Raw genomic sequence first — 23,189 nt, forward strand, 5'->3', positions numbered from 1 at the left:
TCTTCAATCATCTGAACGGAACAGGACTGCGAATGCGCCCTGTTGGGAGAACGGCCCGAATTCAACCGACCGCTTCCACCGCAAGAAAAGACGGCGTGGGTATCAACCCACGCCGTCCCGCCGCCGATAGAATCAGCGGCATCCGCTATTACGGAGTGAAGGAACCACGATCATGCCCAAGCGCGGTTTCCATCGGGATCACGGTAGCCCCGACGGGCACGCCGGCATCGAAGTTGACCTGGTATTGCAAGGGAATGCTGAAGGCCATCATCGCAGCCTCCGGCGCACCGATACCGGTGTCAATCAGCTCTGGCAGCATCAGCTTAATGAAGCCGCCCTGGAGCAGCTTGGACAGGATAGCCGCTGGATCCAGACCGGGTTCGTTAGCGATCGGCGGGACGCAGAAAGGTCGAGCCTGACCGTAGGCCTGGATGAAACTCGGCACGGGGTAGGCTGCACTCACGTCCGTCTGCGCCCAGACTACGTTCAGCTGATTGGGCAGGCTGATGGTATCGGAGCAGGGTTCCTCGTTGTCGTTGTAGATAACCACACCGAGATTCGACCACGCTGCGTCCGCATTCCGGTCGTTCCATACCACGAACAGAGTCGGGATTTGGAACGGATTGGTGACGTTACCCACCGTGATTGACCGGTTGCCCAGCGTCAGGTCGACGATCTTAAGATCCGGAACGACCGAACCGTCCGACCAAGTGGTCGGTATGCCGCTGATCAACGGCGATGCAATTGGATTGCCGTTCACGCCGATCTCGATGACCTGATTGGCCACCGACACCTTCTTGTTGGGCGGCGAATCCGCGCCGTCCGCCATCGGCAGCACCGGGATCTTGGCATCCAGGAGACCGATGGTGCCGCCGCCGTTCTGAGACTCGAAATCAGCTCCCGTGATCAGCCAAGCTTCGGCAAAAAAGCTGAAATCGGCCGCCTTGCCGAGCCAGCCTTGCTCGGTGGTCAGCAAAAGATAACCGGGAACACCGTTCAGCGCGGTCTGGTAACCGCCCCTACGAATGGTGTCACCCCAATCGATGATCGCCACATCGTCGGGCGTCACATTGATGGTACCGTTCGCTCTATGGACACTGCGCTGATTGAGGAAAGCCCAATGGATCTGCTTGATATCCGGATCCGCCGGGGCTTCTGGACCGACCGGTGCAGGAAAGCTCCCATTGGTAGGCGTGCTGTGCTGCGCCGTCCAGACATTCGGGATGGTCTTGTTGCCCACGGACATCGGCACCGTGATCTTCACCACGGTGTTGATGCTGAAGGGGCCATCGGTAGGCGGACCCACGATTTGATCGTCCCATATTACAAACGGAACGAGGTTGGCTTCGCCCGCATCGCCCTCAATAATTGCGTGTGCCGACATGCTCGTCGCGGCCAGAGCCGTGAACATGCCCGCTGCGATTGCGGTCTTTTTGAAGTTCATACTCATGAGAAGATCTCCCTTTGAAGTCGACAGTTAACCCAGGAAATGGAGCACCCCAATCCTTTGCCCTAAAACTGCGTGAGACCAGGGCCAAGCCAGACGCCCAAGACGTCCTCCGGGAATTATGAACGTTTCGCCGCTGTTTGCCAAACGCAACAAGGGCTCACGCATTCCCGCAGCTCCATGCGGGGGATAAGCTAAGCCGCGCCGCGAGCGGTGTCAAGCATTTTTGTCGCTAAACTATGACTGTTTTGTTGTAAAAACGAGATGAGCGGCGTGGCATCGCCGCATCAGGCGGCAATTCGACGCTCTGATGGCGAACCCATGCCCGGCGGTCCGCCCGATCGTCACCCCGGGGGCCAGACCGCCGGTCGAGGCGGCCCCGGGAAATCGCCTCATCCAATAGGTCGACCTTGTTGGGATTTTCATGGATGCAACGCCGGATGTCGCGACAGGAGTGCGCCGCAAGAACGGCACCAAGCGCCGCGTCGGATCGCCATATCCGCGTGACGGGCGGAAGACTCACCGCCCCTCGGCGAGTCAAAGAGACTCGCGGTGTCAAGCGCATGAACGCCATAGGGACAGGGCCGATGGCCGCGCTTCGCGGCGCGGGGACTTCAGCTCCCTGGCAACCGGAGCACACCGCCCTAACAGCCTGAAAGTCCGCCGCTTTCATACTCTATAGAGGAACGACCCAATTTCAAGACATCGTCCGAAATGCTAGCATTCGTTGACGCCACGGGAATGGCGTCATGCCCCCTGACCCTCGGAACCGGCGTGTCGGCGTGCCCGCCCTCTGATTAAGATGCGATCCCAACCCATCCCTATCTAGTTCATGCAATCCAGCGAGCAAGACTTTCTCCCCTATGCGGCAATTTCCTTCATTGGGCCAGGTCCGGCCATCGTTTTTGCCCCCCACCCCGACGACGAGGTGTTTGGCTGCGGCGGCGCCATCATGCGCCACATCTCGGCCGGCGATTCCGTTCGGGTCATCGTTGTCACCGATGGCGCGTACGGTTCCGCGGCAGATTTCGAGGAATATGCGCTGACGCGGCAACGGGAAAGCATCCTGGCGGCGGAGATTTTGGGATACGGCGTTCCCGAATTCTGGAACCTCCCCGATCGGGGGCTGGAATATGGCGAACGCCTGATCCAGCGCATTCTGGCCAGCATAGAAGCATGCGCCGCAGAACTCGTCTACGCCCCCTCCTGGTGGGAAATTCATCCCGATCACCGTGTCCTGGCGCTTGCGACTGCCGAAGCAGTGCGACGCAGCCCACGGCCGATCCGCCTGGCCATGTATGAGGTTGGCGTGCCGTTGCAACCCAATGCGCTTCTGGACATCACCGACCTGACCGAGCGCAAGGCCGCAGCCGTGGCCTGCTTCTCCAGCCAACTGGCGCAACAGAATTACGACAAGCAGATCGCGGCGCTCAACCGATTCCGCACCTATACGCTGCCTCGGACCATCGAGGCTGCCGAAGGCTATCTCGTCCTGGCCGCGGAAGAGCTCAGAGGCGGCATGCCCAGCCTTATGACTCGCAAGGACCGTCTGGCCGTGCGCGGTGAAAACGGCCCCGCACCGGCCAGCCCCCTCGTTTCCGTCATCATACGCAGCATGGACAGAGCCCAACTGAGAGAAGCCCTCGACTCCGTTGCACTGCAAACCTATCCCCGCATTGAAGTCATCGTGGTGAATGCCAAAGGGGACGGCCATACTCCGCTGGCACCGTGGTGCGGCCGCTTCCCTCTTCGGTTCATTCCCTCGAATGTCCCACTGTCACGCAGCCGGACCGCCAATATCGGGCTCGATCGCGCCGATGGCGAGTACCTCATTGTTCTCGACGACGATCACTTCTTTCAACCAGACCACATCGCTTGTCTAGTCGAAGCCCTCCAAGGCCAGAGCGCAGTCCGCTGCGCCTACGCCGGCACGCGGCTAGAGCTTTTTTCGACAGAACCCCAGCCAGGCGAAAGCGTTTTCCATGAACCGCCCCAGGCGGAAAAACCGTGGAAACCCGACGCCCTCCCGCTCCACGCGATCCTGTTTCATCGGTCGCTGCTCGACCTGCAATGCCGTTTCGACGAAAATTTGAACATGCTGGAAGATTGGGATTTCTTGCTTCAGGCGATGCGGCACACGGCTTTTATCCATGTCGACAAAGTCGGTCTCCGTCATCGCAATCACAAGAGCTCCGGTTTCGAAGAAAAAGCCGACGGGTGTCCTTCGGAGGCAGTCACAGCGACCGCTTTCGGCAACAGAGAGAATGACCGGAAGGAAATCGATGAGGCCGATACGTTATTGGCCCGGGACATGCCGTTGACACAAAACGTCCCATCGTCGAATACCGTTGAAAATGGTTTCAACGGTCACGCAAGTACGACGAATCTTTCCGGCAGCCACCCGCCCGGAAGGGATGCCGAACTCGATCGACTTCGCGACCGCCTGTCCAAATGCGAAGCCGAGCTTGCGAACCACCAGTCCCTGGTTGAAGCAAAAAATGCTGATAGAGAAGTACGCAACGTCGAACTCGATCGCCTGCGACGGTCGATACACGAGCTCCTGGCTGCTCAGCTCAAGACTCAGGGAAAATTGAACCCAGCCACCACATCAGCCAACCGGTCGCGGCTTGGCTGCGATGCTGTCCACGAATCGCCATCATGGGCCAGTTCGGCACCGTTACGCTTTGGCGCCCGCTTGGTTCGAGGACGATACGGGAAAGCATGGGACTCGTTGCGCCACGGCATCCGGCCGGCGGGACGGACAATATACAAGACCCTGCCACGCCATTTAGCCGATCCTTTAATTCGCATTATCTATCGTCATTTCGGACCGATGTTCGCCGGATTTGATGATTATGAACGCTGGAGACGTGAACTTGGCATCACCCCGAAAGAAACATACGAACATCACCCGAGAGAGAGACGGACAACCATCGACAGCGTTTCGATCCCGGATGATCAGATGCAGGGGCGCATCACCGCTCATGGACATTTCTCTTACTCGGGTCTCGCTAAAGAAAAGGCGAAATATCTGTTCCGGCTCACTTCCCGCTGGCCATGTTCGTGACTGTGGAATCGCACACCGATGACAAAGCCTGCCGCGATGTGCTGACGGAACTGCCGCGGCTTGAAACGCATGCAAACTCCGTCGCGCCTAATCGGGACAAGGCTGTCCAATGCTGACAGACCCCGATACGGCAGAAGGCTGGCTAGTGAAGACAACTGGCCGGTGGAACCGCGGTTCATTCTGCGCCCGCATCATCATTATTGTTAGGTCACTTGTTACCCAACCGAAGCCAGAACAACCGCATCATCTCCTCGGCCGGAAAATTTCTCCTTCTTGCCAAGAATCTTGCCACACCTATCGCTGAAAATCTCCTCCGCACCGACACGCCTTAAATTAAATAAATAGCAATGTCCTGCAAAAAATGCCCAATGCCTCTCCAGGCAGCCTTTACATCACTTCGAGCCAACAATTACTTTTTATCTCTTCAAAGCCAGAACTGTAACAATCATTACGCAATGGGCATGACGAATATTGCCACGATACACCCTAGGCCACTCAACGATAGAGCTCCGACATATCAGGGATCGCCCATTGGCGTCAATCCCATCCACGAAACACCGATCTATTTTTGATATATTGATTTCCGACCAGCAAAAGCAGAATGAACAATACTCCTGTTGACCCGACTCACCCGAGCGCTGAGAAGCCATTGGTCTCAGTAGTGATCCGAACGAAAGATCGCCCCAAGCGCCTTGTGGAAGCGGTAAGAAGCGTAAGCGAGCAGACTTACAGGCCGTTGGAGGTGATCGTTGTCAACGACGGCGGATGGACATTATCAGAGGAAACGCTCAAGGAACATGCCGGTGATGTCGAGCTTGTCCTGATTCAACTTGAGCAGAACCAAGGCCGGGCCAAATCGGCCAATACGGGCTTGCAAGCGGCAACAGGGCGGTATCTATGTTTTCTCGATGATGACGATCGATTCCTGCCTGACCATATAGAGCTTCTGTCCTCTTGCCTCGAGCACATTGAGCATCGGGTCTGCTATTCGGATGCAGAGCTGTGCTGGCAGGTTTACAACGTAGAAGCAGGCGAGTTTGAGATCGTCAATCGTCAGGAATTCGGCTCCAGAGACTTCAACCTCGCTGAATTGCTCTGCGGCAATTATATTCCGCTCAACACCCTGCTTTTTGATCGCCAAGTGCTGCTGGAGGTCGGGGGATTCGATCCCCAGTTTGATATCTACGAGGACTGGGACCTTCTGCTGCGCGTCGGCAGCCGTTATCCTTTCTATCACCTGCCTCGTGTGACCGCCCAGTACAACCAGTGGAGCAGGGATCATCAAAATTTTTACGATCATTTTGCCCAAACCGGTCATGCGCCCCTCTTGCATATCACCGGCTACGATAAGCTCATCGAGAAGAACCGCCATCTCTTCAATGCCGACGTGGCAAGACATCTGTTGGCCGTAGTCAATCGCCTTAGGGCGGCGGAGCTGGAGCTTGCTCACCGGGCACCCACCGCGCCGGAACCACCCATTACGTCTCTGAAGATGCAGCTTGACCAGATATCGGCGCAAATCGGTCCAGCTTTTTCCGCCTTGGAAGTACGCATAGCTGAGCTGGGCGGGATCCACCACGATACCATCACCTCAGCCGCCGCCAGACTTGAAACGGGCATTTGTGATCTCGACAACCTCCGGTCCGACGTCAACCGCCTCCTCACGGACACAGAGGCATCATGGCAACAGATAGGCATCCGCGAATTCGACCTTCAAAAGGTCGTCACGGAGCTGATAGAGGCCCAAAAGGCGTTTGAGGAATGCCGTTCCGAGATTGCGCAAATAAGCGCGCTCCACCAGCTCATTTCCGAGCGTGATAGCCAAATCGGGGCGCTCCACCAAGTCCTTTTCGACCGTGATAGCCAAATCGCTGCCCTTCATCAAACAACAGCTCACTTTGAAACTCTACTCGCCGCCCTCTATGGTTCCACTAGCTGGCGCGTTACCGCACCGCTCCGCGCCATCTCCCGCACCTTGAGATGGCTTCTGCGGAACACCCGCCGCGCACTAATGCTGAGCTGGTGGCTTGGTACCGGACAGTTCACACGCGCAATCAGTGCAGCATTTCCTTACTTCTGGCGTTATGTGCCACCACCAATAAAAATAATAATCCCGAGCCATCTCAGCGAAACTGTGAAACACCGGCTCAAATTGACTGACGTAACGCCATCGCAAACACCTAAAGATCATGGCGGCCGCGAGGTCACAGCGGCACACAGTGCAAATGCCACGTCGCTAGAACTTCCAGAGAAGTATTACTTTGACCTTTCAGCGGAACCCGTTGCCCACAGTCCAGTCAAGGCCATTGCATTTTACCTTCCCCAATTCCATGCCATTCCTGAAAACGATGAATGGTGGGGCAAAGGATTTACCGAATGGAACAATACCAGGAGGGGAGAGCCTCTGTTCGAGGGGCACCATCAGCCACGCGTTCCATTGCATCTTGGCTATTATAGTTTGGATGATGTCGGCGTTTATGAGGAACAAGTCAAGCTCGCGAAGAAAGCAGGCATCTACGGCTTCTGTTTTTATTTTTACTGGTTTGCAGGCAAGACATTACTCGAAAAGCCTTTACGTAACATGCTCGCCAACACGCAGATCAACCAACCATTTTGCCTTTGCTGGGCCAACGAAAACTGGACCCGCCGCTGGGACGGACTTGATGATGAGATACTGATCGCACAACGGCATAGTGAAAACGATGCACTAGCTTTTCTCAATTATGTCAACGACTATTTCTGCGACGACAGATATATAAAAATCGATGGACGACCCTTGCTCATAGTCTATAGAGCAGGAATCATTCCCGAGATCACACGCATTCAGGACCTATGGCGAAGGCGAGCAATGGAACTTGGCTGGCCGGGACTTTACCTGGTTTCCGCACAGACTTTTGGTCAAATGGACCCACGGGACTTCCATTTCGATGCCGCGGTACAGTTCCCCCCTCATTCCCCCACCCCTTTGCCCTCGATAAACGGTCAAACACCCAATCTCCTGCAAGACTTTGAAGGATCTATCGTTGATTACGACAATACGGCGCACCTTTTCTGTGACAATTTGGTCACGGACTATAAGCTTTTCCCGGGCATCACGCTTGGATGGGACAACACGGGCAGACGCGGCAAGCGTGCAACTGTCTTTCGCAATTTTTCCCTGACCAGTTATTCACGATGGCTGCTGACGGCCTGTAAAACCACATCCGCAAATCCGAAATTGGCTGATAATGAAAAACTTGTCTTTATCAATGCCTGGAATGAATGGGGCGAAGGCACATATTTGGAACCTGATACCAAGTATGGCTTTGGATACCTGGAAGCAACCAAAAAAGCATTGAACGCCTGCGCCGACAATAAGCCACGCCTAACAGTAATTGTACCGAACTACAACCATGCGGAGTTTCTTGAACGGAGACTCACATCCATTATTCAGCAGAGCCAGAAACCAGAAGAAATTATTTTTCTCGATGACGCATCCTCTGATAACAGCATAACAATAGCACGCGAGATGCTATCAAAGTCAAATATAAGGTACGTCATCCTTACAAATTCCAGTAATTCTGGCAATGTATTCAAGCAGTGGATAAAAGGACTAGAACATGCGACCGGGGACTTGATTTGGATAGCCGAAAGTGACGACGACGCCCCGCACGATTTCCTCGCCAATATCCTCCCTGAATTCGACCAAGAGGACGTTCTTCTGGCATACGGCGACATAAGTTATATCGACACGAAGGGCATGCCGGACCCCGGCCTCCGGCACTATTACGACGATCTGAACGACCTCAATTGGGATCACTCCCATGTTGTTTCCGCCTACCGCGCATTTTCCGGTGCATTCGCGATCAAGAACATCATTCCGAATGTTTCAGGCGCGGTATTCCGAAAGCCGATTCTCACAGAAAGCGAAAAGAGCCGCCTGACTTCATACACTTTTGCGGGTGATTGGTATTTTTATGCCTTGATCGCGCGCGGAGGTTCAATTGCCTTCCGCAAGGAAGCCAAGTCGTATTTCCGCATCAATCACGGGGGGACGTCAAGGAAGGCATTCTTCTCTGATAGGCATCTTTTAGAACATGGCATGATCCTTCATGATCTGCGCAAATTGTATGGGATAACAAAGGAAGTTACTCAAGACCACATCGAGGCACTTCAAAAAGTATTTGAACACGAGTTATCAGATAGTTCAGCGATTGATATGGCGCATTTACAAAATGTCCCCGTATCAAGGACTGAAAGCTTGCGCATCTGCATAGCGAGCTACGGCTTTACCGTGGGAGGCGGGGAGATCGTACCTGTCGACATCGCAAACACACTCCGCGCGCGCGGGCATCATATTACATTTCTGGCGATGGTAAAAAATTCTCCAGATGACCCACCCGTACTTCGCCACCGCTTGCGTAACGATATTCCCGTCTTCTATTGGGATGACGTCAAACATTGTTTTCAATATTTCTTGGATCAGTATGGAATCGAAATTATCAATTCTCATAATTTCGGTGTCGAATATTGCCTTTCCCACACCGGCGTTGATGTCAAACTCCCTTATATCGCGTCTCTTCATGGCGGCTATGAATCAGTGGACGAAAAACTTCTGACAAAGGATTTCATGGCGTACGTTGGAAAGAATGTAAACGAATGGTTATATTTATCTAACAAGAACACCACACCTCTAAAAATCCGCGGACTGCGGCATGCGCGCTTTACCAAGTCATTTAACGCGATTACCTTGCGTCCGCCAAACGCCGGCTTAGACCTCAACATTCGACAAAGCCTTAATGCAAACAAGGACACGGTTCTTCTTGTCATCGCTTCGCGCGCGGTCTACGAAAAAGGGTGGCAGACAGCAATTGAAGCTACAAGACGATTGAGACGCCAAATCGAACGCGACTGCAGACTATTACTCATCGGCGATGGACCTGATTTTGAAGCGATCAGATCGGCCAATCTCGATAAGGACTATTTGTACTTCCTCGGACGCCTTGATAACCCATGCCCAATCATAAAGGAATGTGATATTGGTGTTTTTCCAAGCACTTATCCTGGAGAATCGTTCCCCCTTTTCGTTTTGGAATGCCTTCAGAATGGTCTTCCCGTTGTCGCAACGGATATCGGAGAAATCCCAAATATAATGAGCATAACCAAAGAAGAGATGCCCGGCTATGTCCTTTCCAGGAACCATAATGAAGAAGCACTTGTCGATGAGATGGTACAAGCCATAAGCACGTTAATAAAGGACGAGCGAAGAATGAATTCTGCAAGGCGGCAGGCCCGCATGGCCGGAGAGCGCTTCTGCATTGAAAGGCTCGGGGACTTTTATCTTGATATGTTTGACAAACATATCGATCCCACCTTAAAGTGATCGATCCGGCCATTTAATTCGCACATCGAGGCCTCATGTGCTTGACGACTTTAAGCCCGGCGATTGGATAATTCGAGACACGGCACCCAAATGACGTACCCCCATTTTTTAAAAAAAATCGCTTCGAATACGCCAGTCCTCGGACGAATCGTCTCTGAGCGGGATCAAATCCGGTCCGAGATCAGTGCGCTTTCTCGTGAACATAATCGTCTCCTCGAAGAATTGTCATTGATCTCATCAGAGCGTGACCATTTCAAAAAATTGGCCGGAGCCAGTAATGATGGATATTGCCACTGTTGCAGACAGAAAACGGTATTTAGGTTAGACGGCGACTGGCTAAGGGACCAATACGTTTGCGTTAATTGCCTTTCGCTTCCGCGTCAGCGCCACATTCAATACATCCTTGACATGCATTTCGAATGCTGGGAGCAGCAGGAGATTCATGAATCATCCCCGTCAAATAATTTCATCTCTCGATACTGCAATTCCTACTCATTCTCTCAATATTTTGCCTCCGAAGAGAGGGGCGCAATTATTGATGGAGTCCGCTGCGAAAATTTGGAGTCCCTTACGTTCCCAGATGAGAGTTTTGATTTATTTATAACCCAAGATGTATTTGAGCACATTTTTTCTCCACATCTTGCAGCCAAGGAGATTATGAGGGTACTGAAACCCGGTGGCGCTCATGTCTTCACTGTTCCAAAGGAAAAACGTCTATCCGCCAGCCGCCCCAGGGCAAGACTGGTTAATTCAGAAATTGTATATCTCGATGATCCCGTCTATCACGGAAGTCCCGTAGGAGATGGCAAGGCGCTCGTTACCTGGAATTATGGGGATGATTTCGAAGATTTAATCGGCGGATGGTCAGGCGGCATTACGACTACATACGTAACTCGAGATAGAACCTTAGGTATTGATGGAGAGTATATTGAGGTTTTTGTAACAAGAAAGCCACGCAGGGGCGCCTCGAAAAACCTCGCCATGCCTGCTCCCGGTAAAATTCCCCGTACCTGACTCCAGCCTGACCTGACCGCGATGACACGACGCAGTGCCATCGAAACCGACCTGTTCGCCGATACCCACCACCGCGCGAAGCTCGACAAGCTGGGCGATCCGCTGGCCGAGATCGAGTCGAGCATCGACTTTGCGGCCCTGGCGACGGAAGTGGACCGGATGAGCTACAAACGCTTCTGCGGTCCGGCTCAAGCCAGCAACATGCCGGACCGGACGACGGTATGGACCTTCGACCGGATCGGCGAAGCCGGCGCCCAGGCGATATTCGACGGCGCCTGGGCGCACCTGCTCAAGATAAGATTTCATCGCACGCGGCGGCCAGGCAGCACACCAGCCGGCGAGACAAGGAACTGATCGGGCAGGACGCGATGCCGGCCGACCGGAAGCCTGACAAGCGGCGGCAGAAGGCTCTGGATGCGACCTGGACGAAGGGGCACGGCAAGAGCCACTTCGGCTCCAAGCTGTCGGTGAACGTCGACCGGATGTCCAAGGTGATCCGCAAGATCGAGACTGATACGGCCAGTACGCACGACGGCCGGCCACGGAGTGCCGTCCCTCCGAGCCAAGAAGTGACACGCGCGCAGCTGCAGCGCGGTGAACAGCCAGAGGCCGGGAAAACCGCGGTCCATGATCAGCAGATCGTCACCGGCCAGATGCGGGAGCAGCGAGGCCAACAGCGCGCGCTCACCACGGGCAAGCGGCGCCAGGGTGGCCTTGAGCATCAGACGCGAGGTCGTCGCGAACAGCCCCAAGGCCCGCGCCAGGACATAGGGTTGACCACCGCTGTCGAACGGCACGCCGAATGCGTCTTGGTTCGCTAGCCAGTTCGGCAGGCGCAAGGTGATGGAATCCACGGCGACCAGGCGCAGGCCGCGCCAGCGTGGTTCGGGCAGCAAGGCGGCCAGGGAACACGGCAGGCGCTCGTTCTAAGGCATCGAAGACGGTCGCCTTCAGCTTTTGTCGGGCTTGCGACAGGGCGCTTTGGCTCGCCACGCGGGCCAAGGAGCCGTTGAGGGTGGCGAACAACTCATCGAGCAGGGATTGCAGGCTGCCTTTGAAGGCACACAACAGATAAGGCGACCAGGACCGGAAAGGTGAGGATGCGCTGGCGGGAAAAGGCGGTTTCGTGGGTGCGATGCGCGGCGATGAAAGCCGGATCATGGAGCGTTTGGGCGATGTCGGAGACCCTAGTGGCATGGAACCTGCTAAGCGGCCTTCATATTTTATCCTTTAATTTCAATGTGTTAGAAACCGCATTTTATCACGAGTCTTTAACTTAACGGTATTGGGCTGCCTGTTACCACCTGAAACGGCTGGCGTACTTCCAGCGATCGGGCATCGTGGCTTTTTGAAGCCTGGAATGGGTCGAATGGCCGCCGTCCATGCCCACTCGGGGTAAAAACAGGGCAAGGCCGCAAGAAAAAGCGGCAGGTTGTTGAGGAATTTGAGCCGGATTCGGTCAAAAGCATGACTTGATGGCCAGGTTCACTGGAAATTAAGGGTTATTCGAGGTGCCCATTGAATGAATAATATCACAGACGAAGCCCCCCTCATCCAATCATGTCATTCCGTAATCATAACCTGCTTGCAACACTGGCATCATTAGTTGGCGCAAATTTTTTCGTATATTATTTTGTAAATCAAGAGAATTATATCTATTTCTGGGACTACGCAAACTATTGGCTCAAATTTAAACATCTCGCTGCGGCTGTAACCAACGCACCCTCCGCATCACTATCTGAGATTTTTCAATCAATACGATACGATGATTACAACTTGCTTCAAGCGGCATTTCTTATTCCTTTCTCGATTCTATTTGGAGACGATCGCGTCTCTTTCATTTCAGCCACGGCAACACTCTACCTTGTTCCATCTGCCGTTATAATTGCAATCGTCACGACTCAAATTAGGTGCGGTGATTTACATCACAAACGCATCAATACCTTCATAGTTGCACTATTTTCATTTCTTCTTCTTCCCGCGGTTTTCTTGCCTGTACTATGGGGTTACCCTGATATTGCAGGATTAGTCATAATAGGCTTTGCACTTCTTTCATATTTTAGACACCCACCCCCTAAACGAAACTTCAAACATATCCTGATAATAGGAATATCTCTGGCCTTTCTAATATTAATTAGACGATGGTACGCATTCTGGGTCGTGGGATTTTTTGGAGGGGCGGTAATTACGGAGACCATCTTGGCTCTCTGCCTGCCTAAGGAGAATGGAAAAGCGATATGGAGGTCGGCGGCATTCTTGTCCGGGGTCGGCGCTACAGCGGTCGCAAGCTTTTTTGCCGTTGCCACGCCGATAGCTATTCAGATGGCAACGACCAACTATGCCGAGATTTATTCGGCCTACAAGGGAAATGGCCCAGCGCTTGTTAACGCAGCCAAATTTTTATTCTCTACCCTCGGACCAGCGACTTCTTTTATATTCGCTCTAGGCATATTCTATGGATTCGCCAACCGACGTTATCGAGCCTGCTTCCTGTTTCTTACTACACAATTCGTAGTGATTCTACTGCTGTTCACGCGGGTTCAGGACTTTGGCCCTCACCATGTGAATCTACTTATCCCTACCATCGTTATCGTGACTTCCATTTTTGTTGTTGACGCAATCCAGTACATTAACTGCGTAGCCATCAGACGAGTCGCGGCGGCAGGTTATTTTCTAACATTAGCCGTCCAGTTTGCTATCGTTTTTTTCCCTGCCACAGCTAACATTGCCTCCGCTGCTGCACCTTTTCTTTCCCGCACGCGTCATTATCCGTTGCAAAGATACGATCTTGACGAGCTCAGGAAGCTTGTAGATACCATAGCGTTCCATTTGAACAACAACAAAGATCAAGCATACGTCATTGCAAGCTCGATTATTCTGAATGATGATATCCTGCGTAACGCCTGCTACCAGTTCGGCCATCCTTCAGATATCTGCGCACGTATTTCCCCATCCGCTCATGTAGATAAAAGAGATGGATTATCACCCTCGCTTTTCACGGCCAGATACATAATATTGGCGACACCAATACAGTACCACCTCCGCCCCGAGGACCAACGCGTCATAGCTATTCCTGCGGAAGCCATTCAAACGGGGAGAACAATAGGCGCTGCGTTCAAGGCGCTTCCCGGGGATTTCCACCTTGATAACGACGTGCGTGTTGTAATGTACGAAAAGATCAGACCTATCGAACCGGAAGAGTCTCAAGCGGTGGCCAATGAATTCAGAAAGTTTTACTCAATTCAGTAGAGTTGCTTCCGATGATAAAAATGGATTTATTGTGGTATAAATATACCCATTAACAACAATCGAATGGTGTCAGTCAGTGATTTTTGAAAAGTTCATGGAAGAAACCAGCGAACGTACTGTCAGAGCCCTGATCGGAATGAACAAGGCTCAATTCGCCAAGCTCTACCCTATCTTTGAAGAGGCCTATGCGGAGATTCAGCAAGAACGTGTTAGGCAAGGCGAAATAAAACGGGTACAAAAAGGAGGTCATGTTGGCTATCTCGATCGGATGGATAAGAAGCTGTTCTTCATTTTGTATTACCTCAAAACCTACTGTACCTTCGATGTCCTGGGCTTTCATTTTGGCTTGAGTTCGGGGCATGCGCATCGACATGTGGAACAACTTCTGCCCGTGTTGCGGCGCAGCTTGGCGAAGCTCGATCTGCTGCCAGAGCGGGCGCTGACGACACCGGGAGAGATGATGAAACTGATTGAAAAACATGGCGATCTCATCATTGACGGAGTGGAATGCGGTTGCGTCAGGCCACAGGATGACGATCAGCAAAAAGCCCGCTATAGCGGCAAAAAAAACGACATACGGTTAAAACCTTAGTCATTTCGACCCTTGAGCGGCAAATTCTATTCGTTGGAGGTGTTGTGGCCGGCAGCGTTCATGATTATGCGCTGATGAAGCAACTGTTCGATCCCGCATTATCGTGGTTTGATGGCGCCGATGTCTGGTTGGATTTGGGGTTCTTTGGTGCCACTGCCGATGATGGGAATAAAGCCAGAATTCACCTTCCTCACAAGAAACCCAGGGCATCCAAGAACAATCCTCATGCCGCGTTGACAGTTCAACAAATACGAGAGAATAAAAAGCAAGCACGAACCCGAATCTCAGTCGAGCACTCCATTGGAGGAATGAAGACCTTTCACTGCTTGATGCATCGGATTAGAAACCGACTCGACATATTCATCGATAGCTTTTTCGGCCTTGCCGCTGGCCTTTGGAATCTAAAAATGTCTTTGTGATCATGTGGTTATCATTGGAAGCAACTCTAGTAATGAAACTGACCATCCAGCTTGCAGCTAAGGAACCTCTGAACAAACCCTGCGGGTAAGCTATTCCTGCCCAGAACCCCTGAACGCGGAGCCCCGATGAAACAGACCACCTTCGCCTCCTTAGCCTTTGACCGGAAGAAGAAGCAGACCCGGCGTGAGAAGTTCCTGGCCGAGATGGAGCGGGCGGTGCCGTGGCCGGAACTGCTGGCGGTGATCGAACCGCATTACCCGAAAGCGGGTCGGCGCGGTCGTCAACCGTACCCGTTGGCGACGATGCTCAGGCTTTACTTCCTCCAGCAATGGTATGCCTTGTCCGACCCGGGCCTGGAAGACGCCCTGTACGAGATCGAATCGATGCGGCGTTTTGCGGGTCTGGAGTTGGCCGATGACGCGCTGCCGGATGAAACCACGATCCTCAACTTCCGGCGCCTGCTGGAACGTCACGAGCTGACGGCGAAGTTGATGAACGCCATCAATGACGTGTTGGAAGCGCGAGGGTTGCTGCTCAAGGGGGGCACGATGGTGGATGCGACGATCATCCATGCCGCGCCATCGACGAAGAACAAGGCCAAAGCGCGCGACCCGGAGATGCATCAGACCAAGAAGGGCCATCAGTGGTTCTTCGGCATGAAGGTGCACGTGGGAGCGGATGTTCACACCGGTGTCGCCCACACGGTCTCGGTCACACCGGCCCACGCCTCGGACATCAGCCAGTTGCCGAACCTGCTGCGCGAGGACGACCGGCTGATCCTCGGCGATGCCGGCTACGTCAACGACACCTATAAGCGCGCTGCGCGGCAGGCCGGGGTCGTGTGGGGCGTGGCCCTGAAGGCCCGTCCGAAACGGCGGCTGGGGTCGGCACAGAAACGCCGCAATCGAAAGATGTCCTCGCTGCGCAGCCGCATCGAGCACCTTTTTCGGGTGATGAAGCGGCAGTTCGGCTACACCAAGACGCGCTACCGGGGTCTGGCTAAGAACGCCGCCCAGGTGTTTACCCTGATAGGGTTGACCAATCTCTACCTGAAGCGGTACGCATTGATGACCTGACGGGCGAGGTGCGCCCGGAATCCGCCCCGACGGGCGCATCCGGGGGGGATCGCCACGGTAAGTAAGGAATTTCGGTACCCTTCACCCATTTTCAAAGCCTGATTATCAGCGGGATGTGTTTTTACCGGCCAAATCGGGTTTGTTCAGAGGTTCCCTAAGTACCTACCCAAAATTAACCTGGTATTTTCCGCCCAAGTTTTCGAAGATGTCCCGCAAGGCGGCGCGAAGTGCGTCGAAACTGTGGTACGCCAGCCACGGAAGCCACTCGTACTTGATCTTCTTCCACAGGATTTCGATGGCATTGAGTTCGGGTGAGTAGGTGTTACGTCCCGCGTGATCATCTTCCTCGAAGGAGTTAGGCGCTATTCGAAGCCCGAAGTCTGCTCCGGGAAGTGTTTGGTCCGTCCTCGAAGAAGGGAGCGTCCCGATGATGATTCGTTTGCATCCCCGTGCCCGTACGACGCCCGCGGTGCGGCGGGAACTTCAGGAGTCCACCCAGGGTTCGCGGGCCCTGGCCCGGCAGTAGGGCCTCGCCCGTGCCACCGTGCAGAAGTGGCGCCGGCGGACGTCGGTCGAAGACGCCTCCCACCGGCCGCCTATGCTGCATACCACGTTGACCCCGGCGCGGGAGGCCATCGTCGTCTACCTGCGGCAACACCTGCTGTTGCCGCTGGATGACCTGCTGGCCGTCACGCGGGAATGCCTCAATCCGGCGTCTCGCGCTCCGGGCTGGATCGCTGCCTGCGGCGGCATGGCGTCGCTCATCTCAAGGCCTTGCAACCGATACCCGCCGCCACACCCCACAAATCCTTCAAGGCTTATGAGCCGGGCTTCCTCCACGTCGACGTGAAGTACCTCCCCGCCATCCAGGGCGAAGCCCGCCAGTTCCTGTTCGCCGCCATCGATCGCGCCACGCGGTGGGTCTACGTGGCTCTGAAACCCAACCGCACCGCGCGTTCCGCCAAGGCGTTCTTGAAGGCCGTGGTCGAGGCGGCACCGTTCCGCATCCCGACATGCCTGACCGATCACGTCTCGGAGTTCACTGACCGCTTCCTGGTTAAGGCCAAGCAACCGACGGGCACCCACCTCTTCGATCAAGCCTGCGCCGAGCACACTATCGAACACCGCTTGATTCCACCCCGAAAGCCACCAACCAACGGCATGGTCGAACGGTTCAAGGGCCGCATTGCCGAGGTGCTGCAAACCCATCGCTTCGACTCGACCGAAGACCTGGCGACCACCTTGCTGCGTTATGCCAACCTCTACAATCACCACATGCCGCAGCGAGCCCTCAACCATCAAACGCCGGTCCAGGCCCTGAAACAATGGCAAGCATCACACCCCGATCTCTTTCACAAGAAGGTTTATCACCTCACGGGACAGCCTTGTCCAATGACACATGAGCCTGAAGGGAGGGCCGTGTTTCCAGTGTGAGGTGAGCCTGGAGGCGGCGAAGTTGGGATCATGGAGAGGTGATCGTGACTTTGCAGACCGCAGGACTTCAAACCCTGGCGCAGGTACGCGCCTTCGTGGAGGGCAATGAGCCCGTTTCTTTCACTCTCACCGACCGCACCGTCGCCCATCTGTGGATGACGGACACGCTCAAGCGCTTTCGCTACATGCACTGCACACGGACCGATAAGGGCCTGCTGCGCCGCTACCTGGCCAAGGTGACCGGGCTGTCCCGAGCCCAGCTGACCCGCGCCATCACTCAGTTCTGCCGCGCGGGTGTCATCGAGGATCGCCGCCGAGCTCCCGCCAAGCCCTTGGCGCGGCGCTACACGGCGGAGGATGTTCGCCTGCTGGCCGAGACGGATGCGCTGCATGGCACGCTCTCGGGCCCCGCGATACGCAAGCTGTGCGAGCGCATGCACCAGGTCTTCGGCGACGCCCGCTTCGAACGGTTGGCGCGAATCTCAAACGGCCACCTCTACAACCTGCGCCAGCACAAGACCTACCGGACTCAGCGCGGCAGCTTCGACAAGACCCGCCCGGTTCATGTCCAGATCGGCGAACGGCGCAAGCCCACACCCCAAGGCAAGCCCGGCTATCTGCGCATCGATTCGGTCCATCAGGGCGATCTGGACGGCATCAAGGGGCTGTATCTGATCCACGCGGTGGATGAAGTCACCCCGTTCCAAGCCGTCTTTGCCACGGCCAAGATCAGCGAGCACTTCCTGGTGCCGGTGCTCACCCAACTCCTCAACAGCTTCCCCTTCACCATCCAGGGGTTTCACACCGACAACGGCTCGGAGTACATCAACAAGAAAGTCGCCAAACTGCTCGAAAAGCTCCGTATCGAACAGACCAAGTCTCGCGCTCGAAAGACCAACGATAATGCCCTGGTCGAATCCAAAAACGGCTCCACCCTCCGCAAACACCTCGGCTACAGCCATATCCCCGGCCGCTTCGCCGCGGCGGTCAATCGCTTCACCAGCGGCATGCTCACCGAGTATCTCAACTTCCACAGGCCCTGCCACTTCCCCACCGAATCGGTCGATGCCAAAGGTAAGCTTCGCAAACACTACCGCTACCAGGACATGATGACGCCCTACGAGAAATGGAAATCCTTGCCCCAAGCCTCCGAATACCTCAAGCCCGGCATCACCTTCCAACCACTGGATGCCATCGCCAACCGATACAGCGATAATGAAGCCGCCCAACGCTTGAATCAGGCTCGGGCTGAACTCTTTCAACTCATCAACCAATCCCAAACCAACGCCGCCTGAACCGCTGCTTCCTCAACCCTCCTTCAGGCTCATCTCTGGATTGGAAAGGACTGCCCAGCCCCGTTTTTCGCTTGCATGGGCGGATCACCCGATGGCCCGTGTCTTGCCTTCCGCCCCCAAGCCCATACGAGCGGCGTCGGCCAGCGTGTGACGCTCAAGCGCCGCCAGAAAATCTTTCCGCGCCTCGTACAAGATGGCCTTGAGGAAACAGCCCCGGTCGATCCGGCAGTGGCTGGCCTTGGGGTCGAAACATTCGACCAGGTTCATGTTCGGCTCCGTCAGGCGAACCACCTCGGCGATGGTGATCGTGTCGGCCGGACGCGCCAGCCTCAGGCCCCCGCCCTTGCCGCGCATGGTCACGAGAAGGCCGCTGTTCGCCAGGTTGTTCACCACTTTCACTAGGTGATTCCGCGAAATCCGATAGTACTCGGCGATCTCGGGGATCGTCGCCATCCCGGGCTCCGGCGAGCGCACCAGATAGATCAGGACCCGCAGCGAGAAATCCGTAAACTGCGTGAGTTGCATGGCTGGTACCTGTTAAAGCTGCGATCGATAGCATACCACGCTCTCAGAGGAGGCTTGACATCCGCCGGTATCGACTCTAAAGTTGTATTTGCAATGCATCTTATAACAGTTCATGCACTGTATTTCGACTTAGGAGAAGATCATGACAGAAAAGAAGCTCGCCGACTGGTGGACCGAATCCCACGCTTCGCTCTATGCGCAAATCGGGGGAGAAGCGGCGGTCGACGCCGCCGTGGAGATTTTCTACCGCAAGGTTTTGGCGGACCCGCGCATCAACCGCTTTTTCGAAGGCGTGGACATGGAGAAGCAGGCAGCCAAGCAGAAGGCTTTCCTGACCATGGCATTCGGCGGCCCGCACAACTACACCGGGATGGACATGAGGCGCGGACATGCGCACCTGGTTCAACAGGGCCTGAACGACTCCCACTTCGATGCCGTCATGGAACATCTGGGCGCCACCTTGAAGGAATTGAACGTGCCGGAGGAGTTGATCGCGCAGGCGGCGGCGATCGCCGAAAGCACCCGAAACGACGTGCTGGGCCGCTAACGGCAAGGACCCACAGGAGCGCCGGCATGACGAACCTCAAGTACGGTAAAGACACTTACCTGCTGGGCAAAGACCAGTCCGTCCTCGACTGTCTCGTCGAGCACGGCGCGCCTGTCCCGTTTTCCTGCAGGAGCGGCGTTTGCCAGACCTGCCTGATGCGTGCCGTCCGCGGCACTCCGCCGGCATCCTCACAGCAGGGCCTGAAGGACTCCCTGAAGCTCCAGAACTATTTCCTCGCCTGCGTCTGCCGTCCGACGGAAGATATCGAAGCGGTGCTTCCGCACGACGCGCAGAACTCGGTTCCCGCGACCGTCAAAGCGTTGAAACCGCTCAACGGCGAGATCATGCACGTGGCGCTCGAATGTCACGAGCCCCTGGAATACCGGCCCGGACAATTCATCAACCTGTTCCGCGACCCGACCCTGGGACGCAGCTATTCCCTCGCCAGCGTGCCGCAGCATGACGAGCACCTGCACCTGCATGTCCGGCGGCTGCCGGATGGCAAAGTCAGCGGCTGGATACACGAAGAGCTGCGCCCCGGCCAAACCGTCGACCTCCGCGGGCCCAGCGGCGACTGTTTCTACGTGCCCGGCCGGCCGGAGCAGGAAATCGTGCTGATCGGCACGGGGTCCGGCCTCGCTCCCCTGTACGGCATCCTGCGCGATGCCCTGAACCGGGGGCATCGTGGGCCGATCCGCTTGTTCCACGGCAGCCGGAGCCGTGCCGGCCTTTATCTGATCGATGAACTGCGGACGCTGGCGAGGGACCATACGAATTTCGACTACGTACCCTGTGTGTCCGGCGAAGAACCGTCGACCGGCTTGGCGGGAGGACGCGCTCACGAAGTCGCTTTCCGGGAAGTCCCGGACTTCAAAGACAAGCGGCTGTTTCTGTGCGGCCACCCGGCGATGGTGAGCGCGGCGAAGAAGCGCGCCTTCCTGGCGGGTGCTTCGATGAAGGATATCTATGCCGATCCCTTCAACGTGAACGCCGCGCCCTAGATCCATGCAACTCCCGCTCCAGCAATGCTTCATAGATCGGCAGGTCGTGCAGGCGGTCGGCGACCACCAGCGCCGCGAAGCAGGCTGCCAGCAACGGCAGGATGAGCAGGTAGTTGCCGGTCATCTCGATCATCAGCACCACGCCGGTGAGCGGTGCCCGCACCACGCCGGTGAAAAACGCCGCCATGCCAACCACTGCAAAAGCCTTGGGTTCGACAATCAAGGCCGGCGCCAACGATTGAATCGCCGATCCTGCCGCCAACCCGAGCAGCGCCCCCAGCACCAGAATCGGCGCGAAGATGCCGCCCGCCGCGCCGGTGCCATAGCTACCGATGGTAAGAGCGAAACGGGCCGCAAAATAGAGGGGAATCAGGTTCAAAGCCAAGCCGGCTTCACCGTCCAGGATTCTCCCGACCAAACCCTGTCCGCCCCCCAACAGCGCCGGCGCCTGCCAGCCGATCGCCCCGATCGAACATCCCCAGCCCAGCCAGACCACTTTGCGCCATGCCGGCCGATGCGGGCGCCAGCACTGCACCGCCAGCAAGGCCCGGTTAAAAGCGACGCCGAGCACGCCGGACGACATGCCCAGGACCACGAAGGCAGGCAGCAAGTCGAGGGCGGGCGTCGCGGAAATCATCACCCGGAACGCCGGCAACTCGCCCAGGACCAGACGACAGACCATGTCGGCCGCGAGGCAGGCGATCGCCGCGGCAAAAAACTCCAGGGAGGAACACTGACCGCGCAACTCCTCCACCACGAACATCAATCCCGAAAGGGGCGCGTTGAAGGCGGCAGCCAGGCCGGCGCCCGGCCCGGCCGCGACGAGGGCGCGGCGCTCATCGGGCGAGGAGGACAACCCCGCCGCCAATCCCGCCGCAACCGCCGCGCCCATCTGCACGGTCGGCCCCTCCCGCCCCAGCGCGAGCCCCCCGCCGATGCCGATCAAGCCGCTCAAGAACTTGACCGCCAGCACCCTGACCCAGCGGAATCCGCGCACGCCCAGCAGCACGGCCTTGACATGTGGAATGCCGCTGCCCGATGCCTCCGGTGCGAACCGCTCGACCAGCCAGGCCGCCAGAAAGACGCACAGGGCCGATACCGCCACGGGAATGGCCATCCCGGACGTATCGCAGCCGTGCGCGAAGCGCAGCATGCGCGCGCGCCATGCTTCGCCGGCATCCAGCCCAAGGTGGAATACCACCGCCGTGCCCCCGGCCAGCAGGCCCAGCAGCAAGGCTCGGGGAAGCAGATGCCGCCGATCCCGGTTCAACCGGATGAAGCGTTCCCGTTCAGTGATCCGGAAAGGCATAGTGAAGGTCAAACTGGACGTTGTGCGTCCATACATTGGCAGTACCCGGCGTACCCGCCATGTACTGGCCCAGATAGCCGACATCCAAGCCAAGACTCCGGCTCAGGCGATAGGTCAGTCCGGACAGAAGACGGTTCTGGCAGAAGCCGGCCGGGCCGAATACGCTGAAATTCGGGCAGACCATCAGCTCCTCCCCAACGTAAACGTCGATCCCTTCCGCCACGAAGCGCAAGGGATGGCTCCAGGTCAGCGCCTCGCGGAAGCGGACCCCGACTTCACCGCCCTGCTGCAGCACCCGCTCCTCGAGCCGGGTCCGGCTGACCAGCTTTCCGCCGCCCGCTTCGTGAGTCAACACCGCTTCCAGATAGGGGCGATTTTCCTGATACGAAGGTTGACCCAACGGATGGAGCCAGGTATGGGCGTAGCCCATACCGACCAGGAAGTGCGGCTCGATCTGATAGCCCAGCCCCACCCACAGCAAATCTTCGTACATGCGCCAGGCGTTCGGCGGATCGTCGTCGCGCAGACGGACCTGATCTCTCACATACCATTTGAATTTGCGCCCGTCCGGAGAAACGCTGCCTAGGCTGCCCATCAAGCTGAGCGACGTCCAGGCACCGGCCATGCCGTCGATGCCGGCCGCCTCGGGCGATAGGCACGATGCCAGCAGCAGCGATGCTCCGAGCGGGAAATCGACTCTCGAACGCCTCAAACCTGCCTCCTAAGTTCGAACCGCCGGAGCCCATGCATTCCTGTTCATCCAGTGCGTTTGAATTGTGGTGGCCAATGGGCTCTACTTCAGGATTCGCTCCGCCGCCGACACCTTTGGAAGACCTGCAAGAGGATACCCC

14 protein-coding genes and 3 pseudogenes are annotated in these 23,189 nt (G+C 56.2%); 12 read left to right on the forward strand and 5 right to left on the reverse strand.

The window, feature by feature from the left end; all coding sequences use genetic code 11:
• Window positions 1-148: 148 nt before the first annotated feature.
• Window positions 149-1,450, reverse strand: a complete 1,302-nt coding sequence (locus GNH96_RS15545) for a hypothetical protein (protein WP_169604469.1) — start codon at window positions 1,448-1,450, stop codon at window positions 149-151.
• Window positions 1,451-2,279: 829 nt separating this feature from the next.
• On the opposite strand from GNH96_RS15545, the gene GNH96_RS15550 reads away from it, so the two are divergent.
• From GNH96_RS15550 to GNH96_RS15585, 8 genes and pseudogenes are all read left to right on the forward strand, one after another.
• Entirely contained in the window at window positions 2,280-4,514 is a 2,235-nt protein-coding gene (locus tag GNH96_RS15550; RefSeq protein ID WP_169604470.1) for a PIG-L family deacetylase, read from the forward strand.
• Between the two features lie 601 nt (window positions 4,515-5,115).
• Window positions 5,116-9,876, forward strand: coding sequence for a glycoside hydrolase family 99-like domain-containing protein (locus GNH96_RS15555; protein WP_169604471.1), 4,761 nt, complete (start codon window positions 5,116-5,118; stop codon window positions 9,874-9,876).
• Window positions 9,877-9,966: 90 nt separating this feature from the next.
• Entirely contained in the window at window positions 9,967-10,890 is a 924-nt protein-coding gene (locus tag GNH96_RS16135) for a class I SAM-dependent methyltransferase (RefSeq protein ID WP_228719916.1), read from the forward strand.
• Window positions 10,891-10,911: 21 nt separating this feature from the next.
• A pseudogene (locus GNH96_RS15565) lies at window positions 10,912-11,429 on the forward strand (IS5/IS1182 family transposase); the annotation flags it as partial.
• 1,021 nt (window positions 11,430-12,450) lie between these two features.
• Window positions 12,451-14,139: a hypothetical protein gene (locus GNH96_RS15570; protein WP_169604472.1), complete on the forward strand. Its 1,689-nt coding sequence runs from the start codon at window positions 12,451-12,453 to the stop codon at window positions 14,137-14,139.
• A 94-nt stretch (window positions 14,140-14,233) separates the two neighbouring features.
• Window positions 14,234-14,731, forward strand: coding sequence for a helix-turn-helix domain-containing protein (locus GNH96_RS15575; RefSeq protein WP_169603871.1), 498 nt, complete (start codon window positions 14,234-14,236; stop codon window positions 14,729-14,731).
• Between the two features lie 23 nt (window positions 14,732-14,754).
• A complete protein-coding gene (locus tag GNH96_RS15580) occupies window positions 14,755-15,150 on the forward strand; it encodes a transposase family protein (RefSeq protein WP_267313409.1) in 396 nt (131 codons plus the stop codon).
• Window positions 15,151-15,276: 126 nt separating this feature from the next.
• Window positions 15,277-16,227, forward strand: coding sequence for an IS5 family transposase (locus GNH96_RS15585; protein WP_169604473.1), 951 nt, complete (start codon window positions 15,277-15,279; stop codon window positions 16,225-16,227).
• Between the two features lie 162 nt (window positions 16,228-16,389).
• On the opposite strand, the pseudogene GNH96_RS16140 reads toward GNH96_RS15585, so the two are convergent.
• Window positions 16,390-16,545 (reverse strand): annotated as a pseudogene (locus GNH96_RS16140) (IS630-like element ISVsa8 family transposase); the annotation flags it as partial.
• Between the two features lie 109 nt (window positions 16,546-16,654).
• Here GNH96_RS16140 and GNH96_RS15590 point away from each other — a divergent pair.
• Both GNH96_RS15590 and GNH96_RS15595 read left to right on the forward strand, forming a co-directional pair.
• Window positions 16,655-17,661, forward strand: a pseudogene (locus GNH96_RS15590) (IS481 family transposase).
• Between the two features lie 44 nt (window positions 17,662-17,705).
• Window positions 17,706-18,956 carry an integrase catalytic domain-containing protein gene (locus tag GNH96_RS15595; protein ID WP_223163446.1) on the forward strand — a complete coding sequence of 417 codons (1,251 nt, stop codon included), beginning with the start codon at window positions 17,706-17,708 and terminating at the stop codon, window positions 18,954-18,956.
• An 84-nt stretch (window positions 18,957-19,040) separates the two neighbouring features.
• Here GNH96_RS15595 and GNH96_RS15600 read toward each other — a convergent pair whose 3' ends face one another.
• Window positions 19,041-19,481, reverse strand: coding sequence for an Rrf2 family transcriptional regulator (locus tag GNH96_RS15600; protein WP_169604475.1), 441 nt, complete (start codon window positions 19,479-19,481; stop codon window positions 19,041-19,043).
• A 142-nt stretch (window positions 19,482-19,623) separates the two neighbouring features.
• Between GNH96_RS15600 and GNH96_RS15605 the strand changes: the two genes are divergently transcribed.
• Both GNH96_RS15605 and GNH96_RS15610 read left to right on the forward strand, forming a co-directional pair.
• Window positions 19,624-20,028 carry a group I truncated hemoglobin gene (locus tag GNH96_RS15605; protein ID WP_169604476.1) on the forward strand — a complete coding sequence of 135 codons (405 nt, stop codon included), beginning with the start codon at window positions 19,624-19,626 and terminating at the stop codon, window positions 20,026-20,028.
• A gap of 26 nt (window positions 20,029-20,054) precedes the next feature.
• Window positions 20,055-21,029: a 2Fe-2S iron-sulfur cluster-binding protein gene (locus GNH96_RS15610; protein ID WP_169604477.1), complete on the forward strand. Its 975-nt coding sequence runs from the start codon at window positions 20,055-20,057 to the stop codon at window positions 21,027-21,029.
• Here the strand turns inward: GNH96_RS15610 and clcA are convergent.
• Complete coding sequence (clcA, locus tag GNH96_RS15615; RefSeq protein ID WP_228719918.1) at window positions 21,007-22,338, reverse strand: H(+)/Cl(-) exchange transporter ClcA; 1,332 nt, start codon at window positions 22,336-22,338, stop codon at window positions 21,007-21,009. The two genes, GNH96_RS15610 and clcA, sit on opposite strands and share 23 nt — an antisense overlap.
• Window positions 22,319-23,050 (reverse strand): DUF2490 domain-containing protein, encoded by a 732-nt coding sequence (locus GNH96_RS15620; protein ID WP_169604479.1) that lies wholly within the window; start codon window positions 23,048-23,050, stop codon window positions 22,319-22,321. The genes clcA and GNH96_RS15620 overlap by 20 nt, the downstream gene beginning before the upstream one ends.
• Window positions 23,051-23,189 lie beyond the last annotated feature (139 nt).

Source organism: Methylococcus geothermalis, assembly GCF_012769535.1.
Classification (GTDB): domain Bacteria; phylum Pseudomonadota; class Gammaproteobacteria; order Methylococcales; family Methylococcaceae; genus Methylococcus; species Methylococcus geothermalis.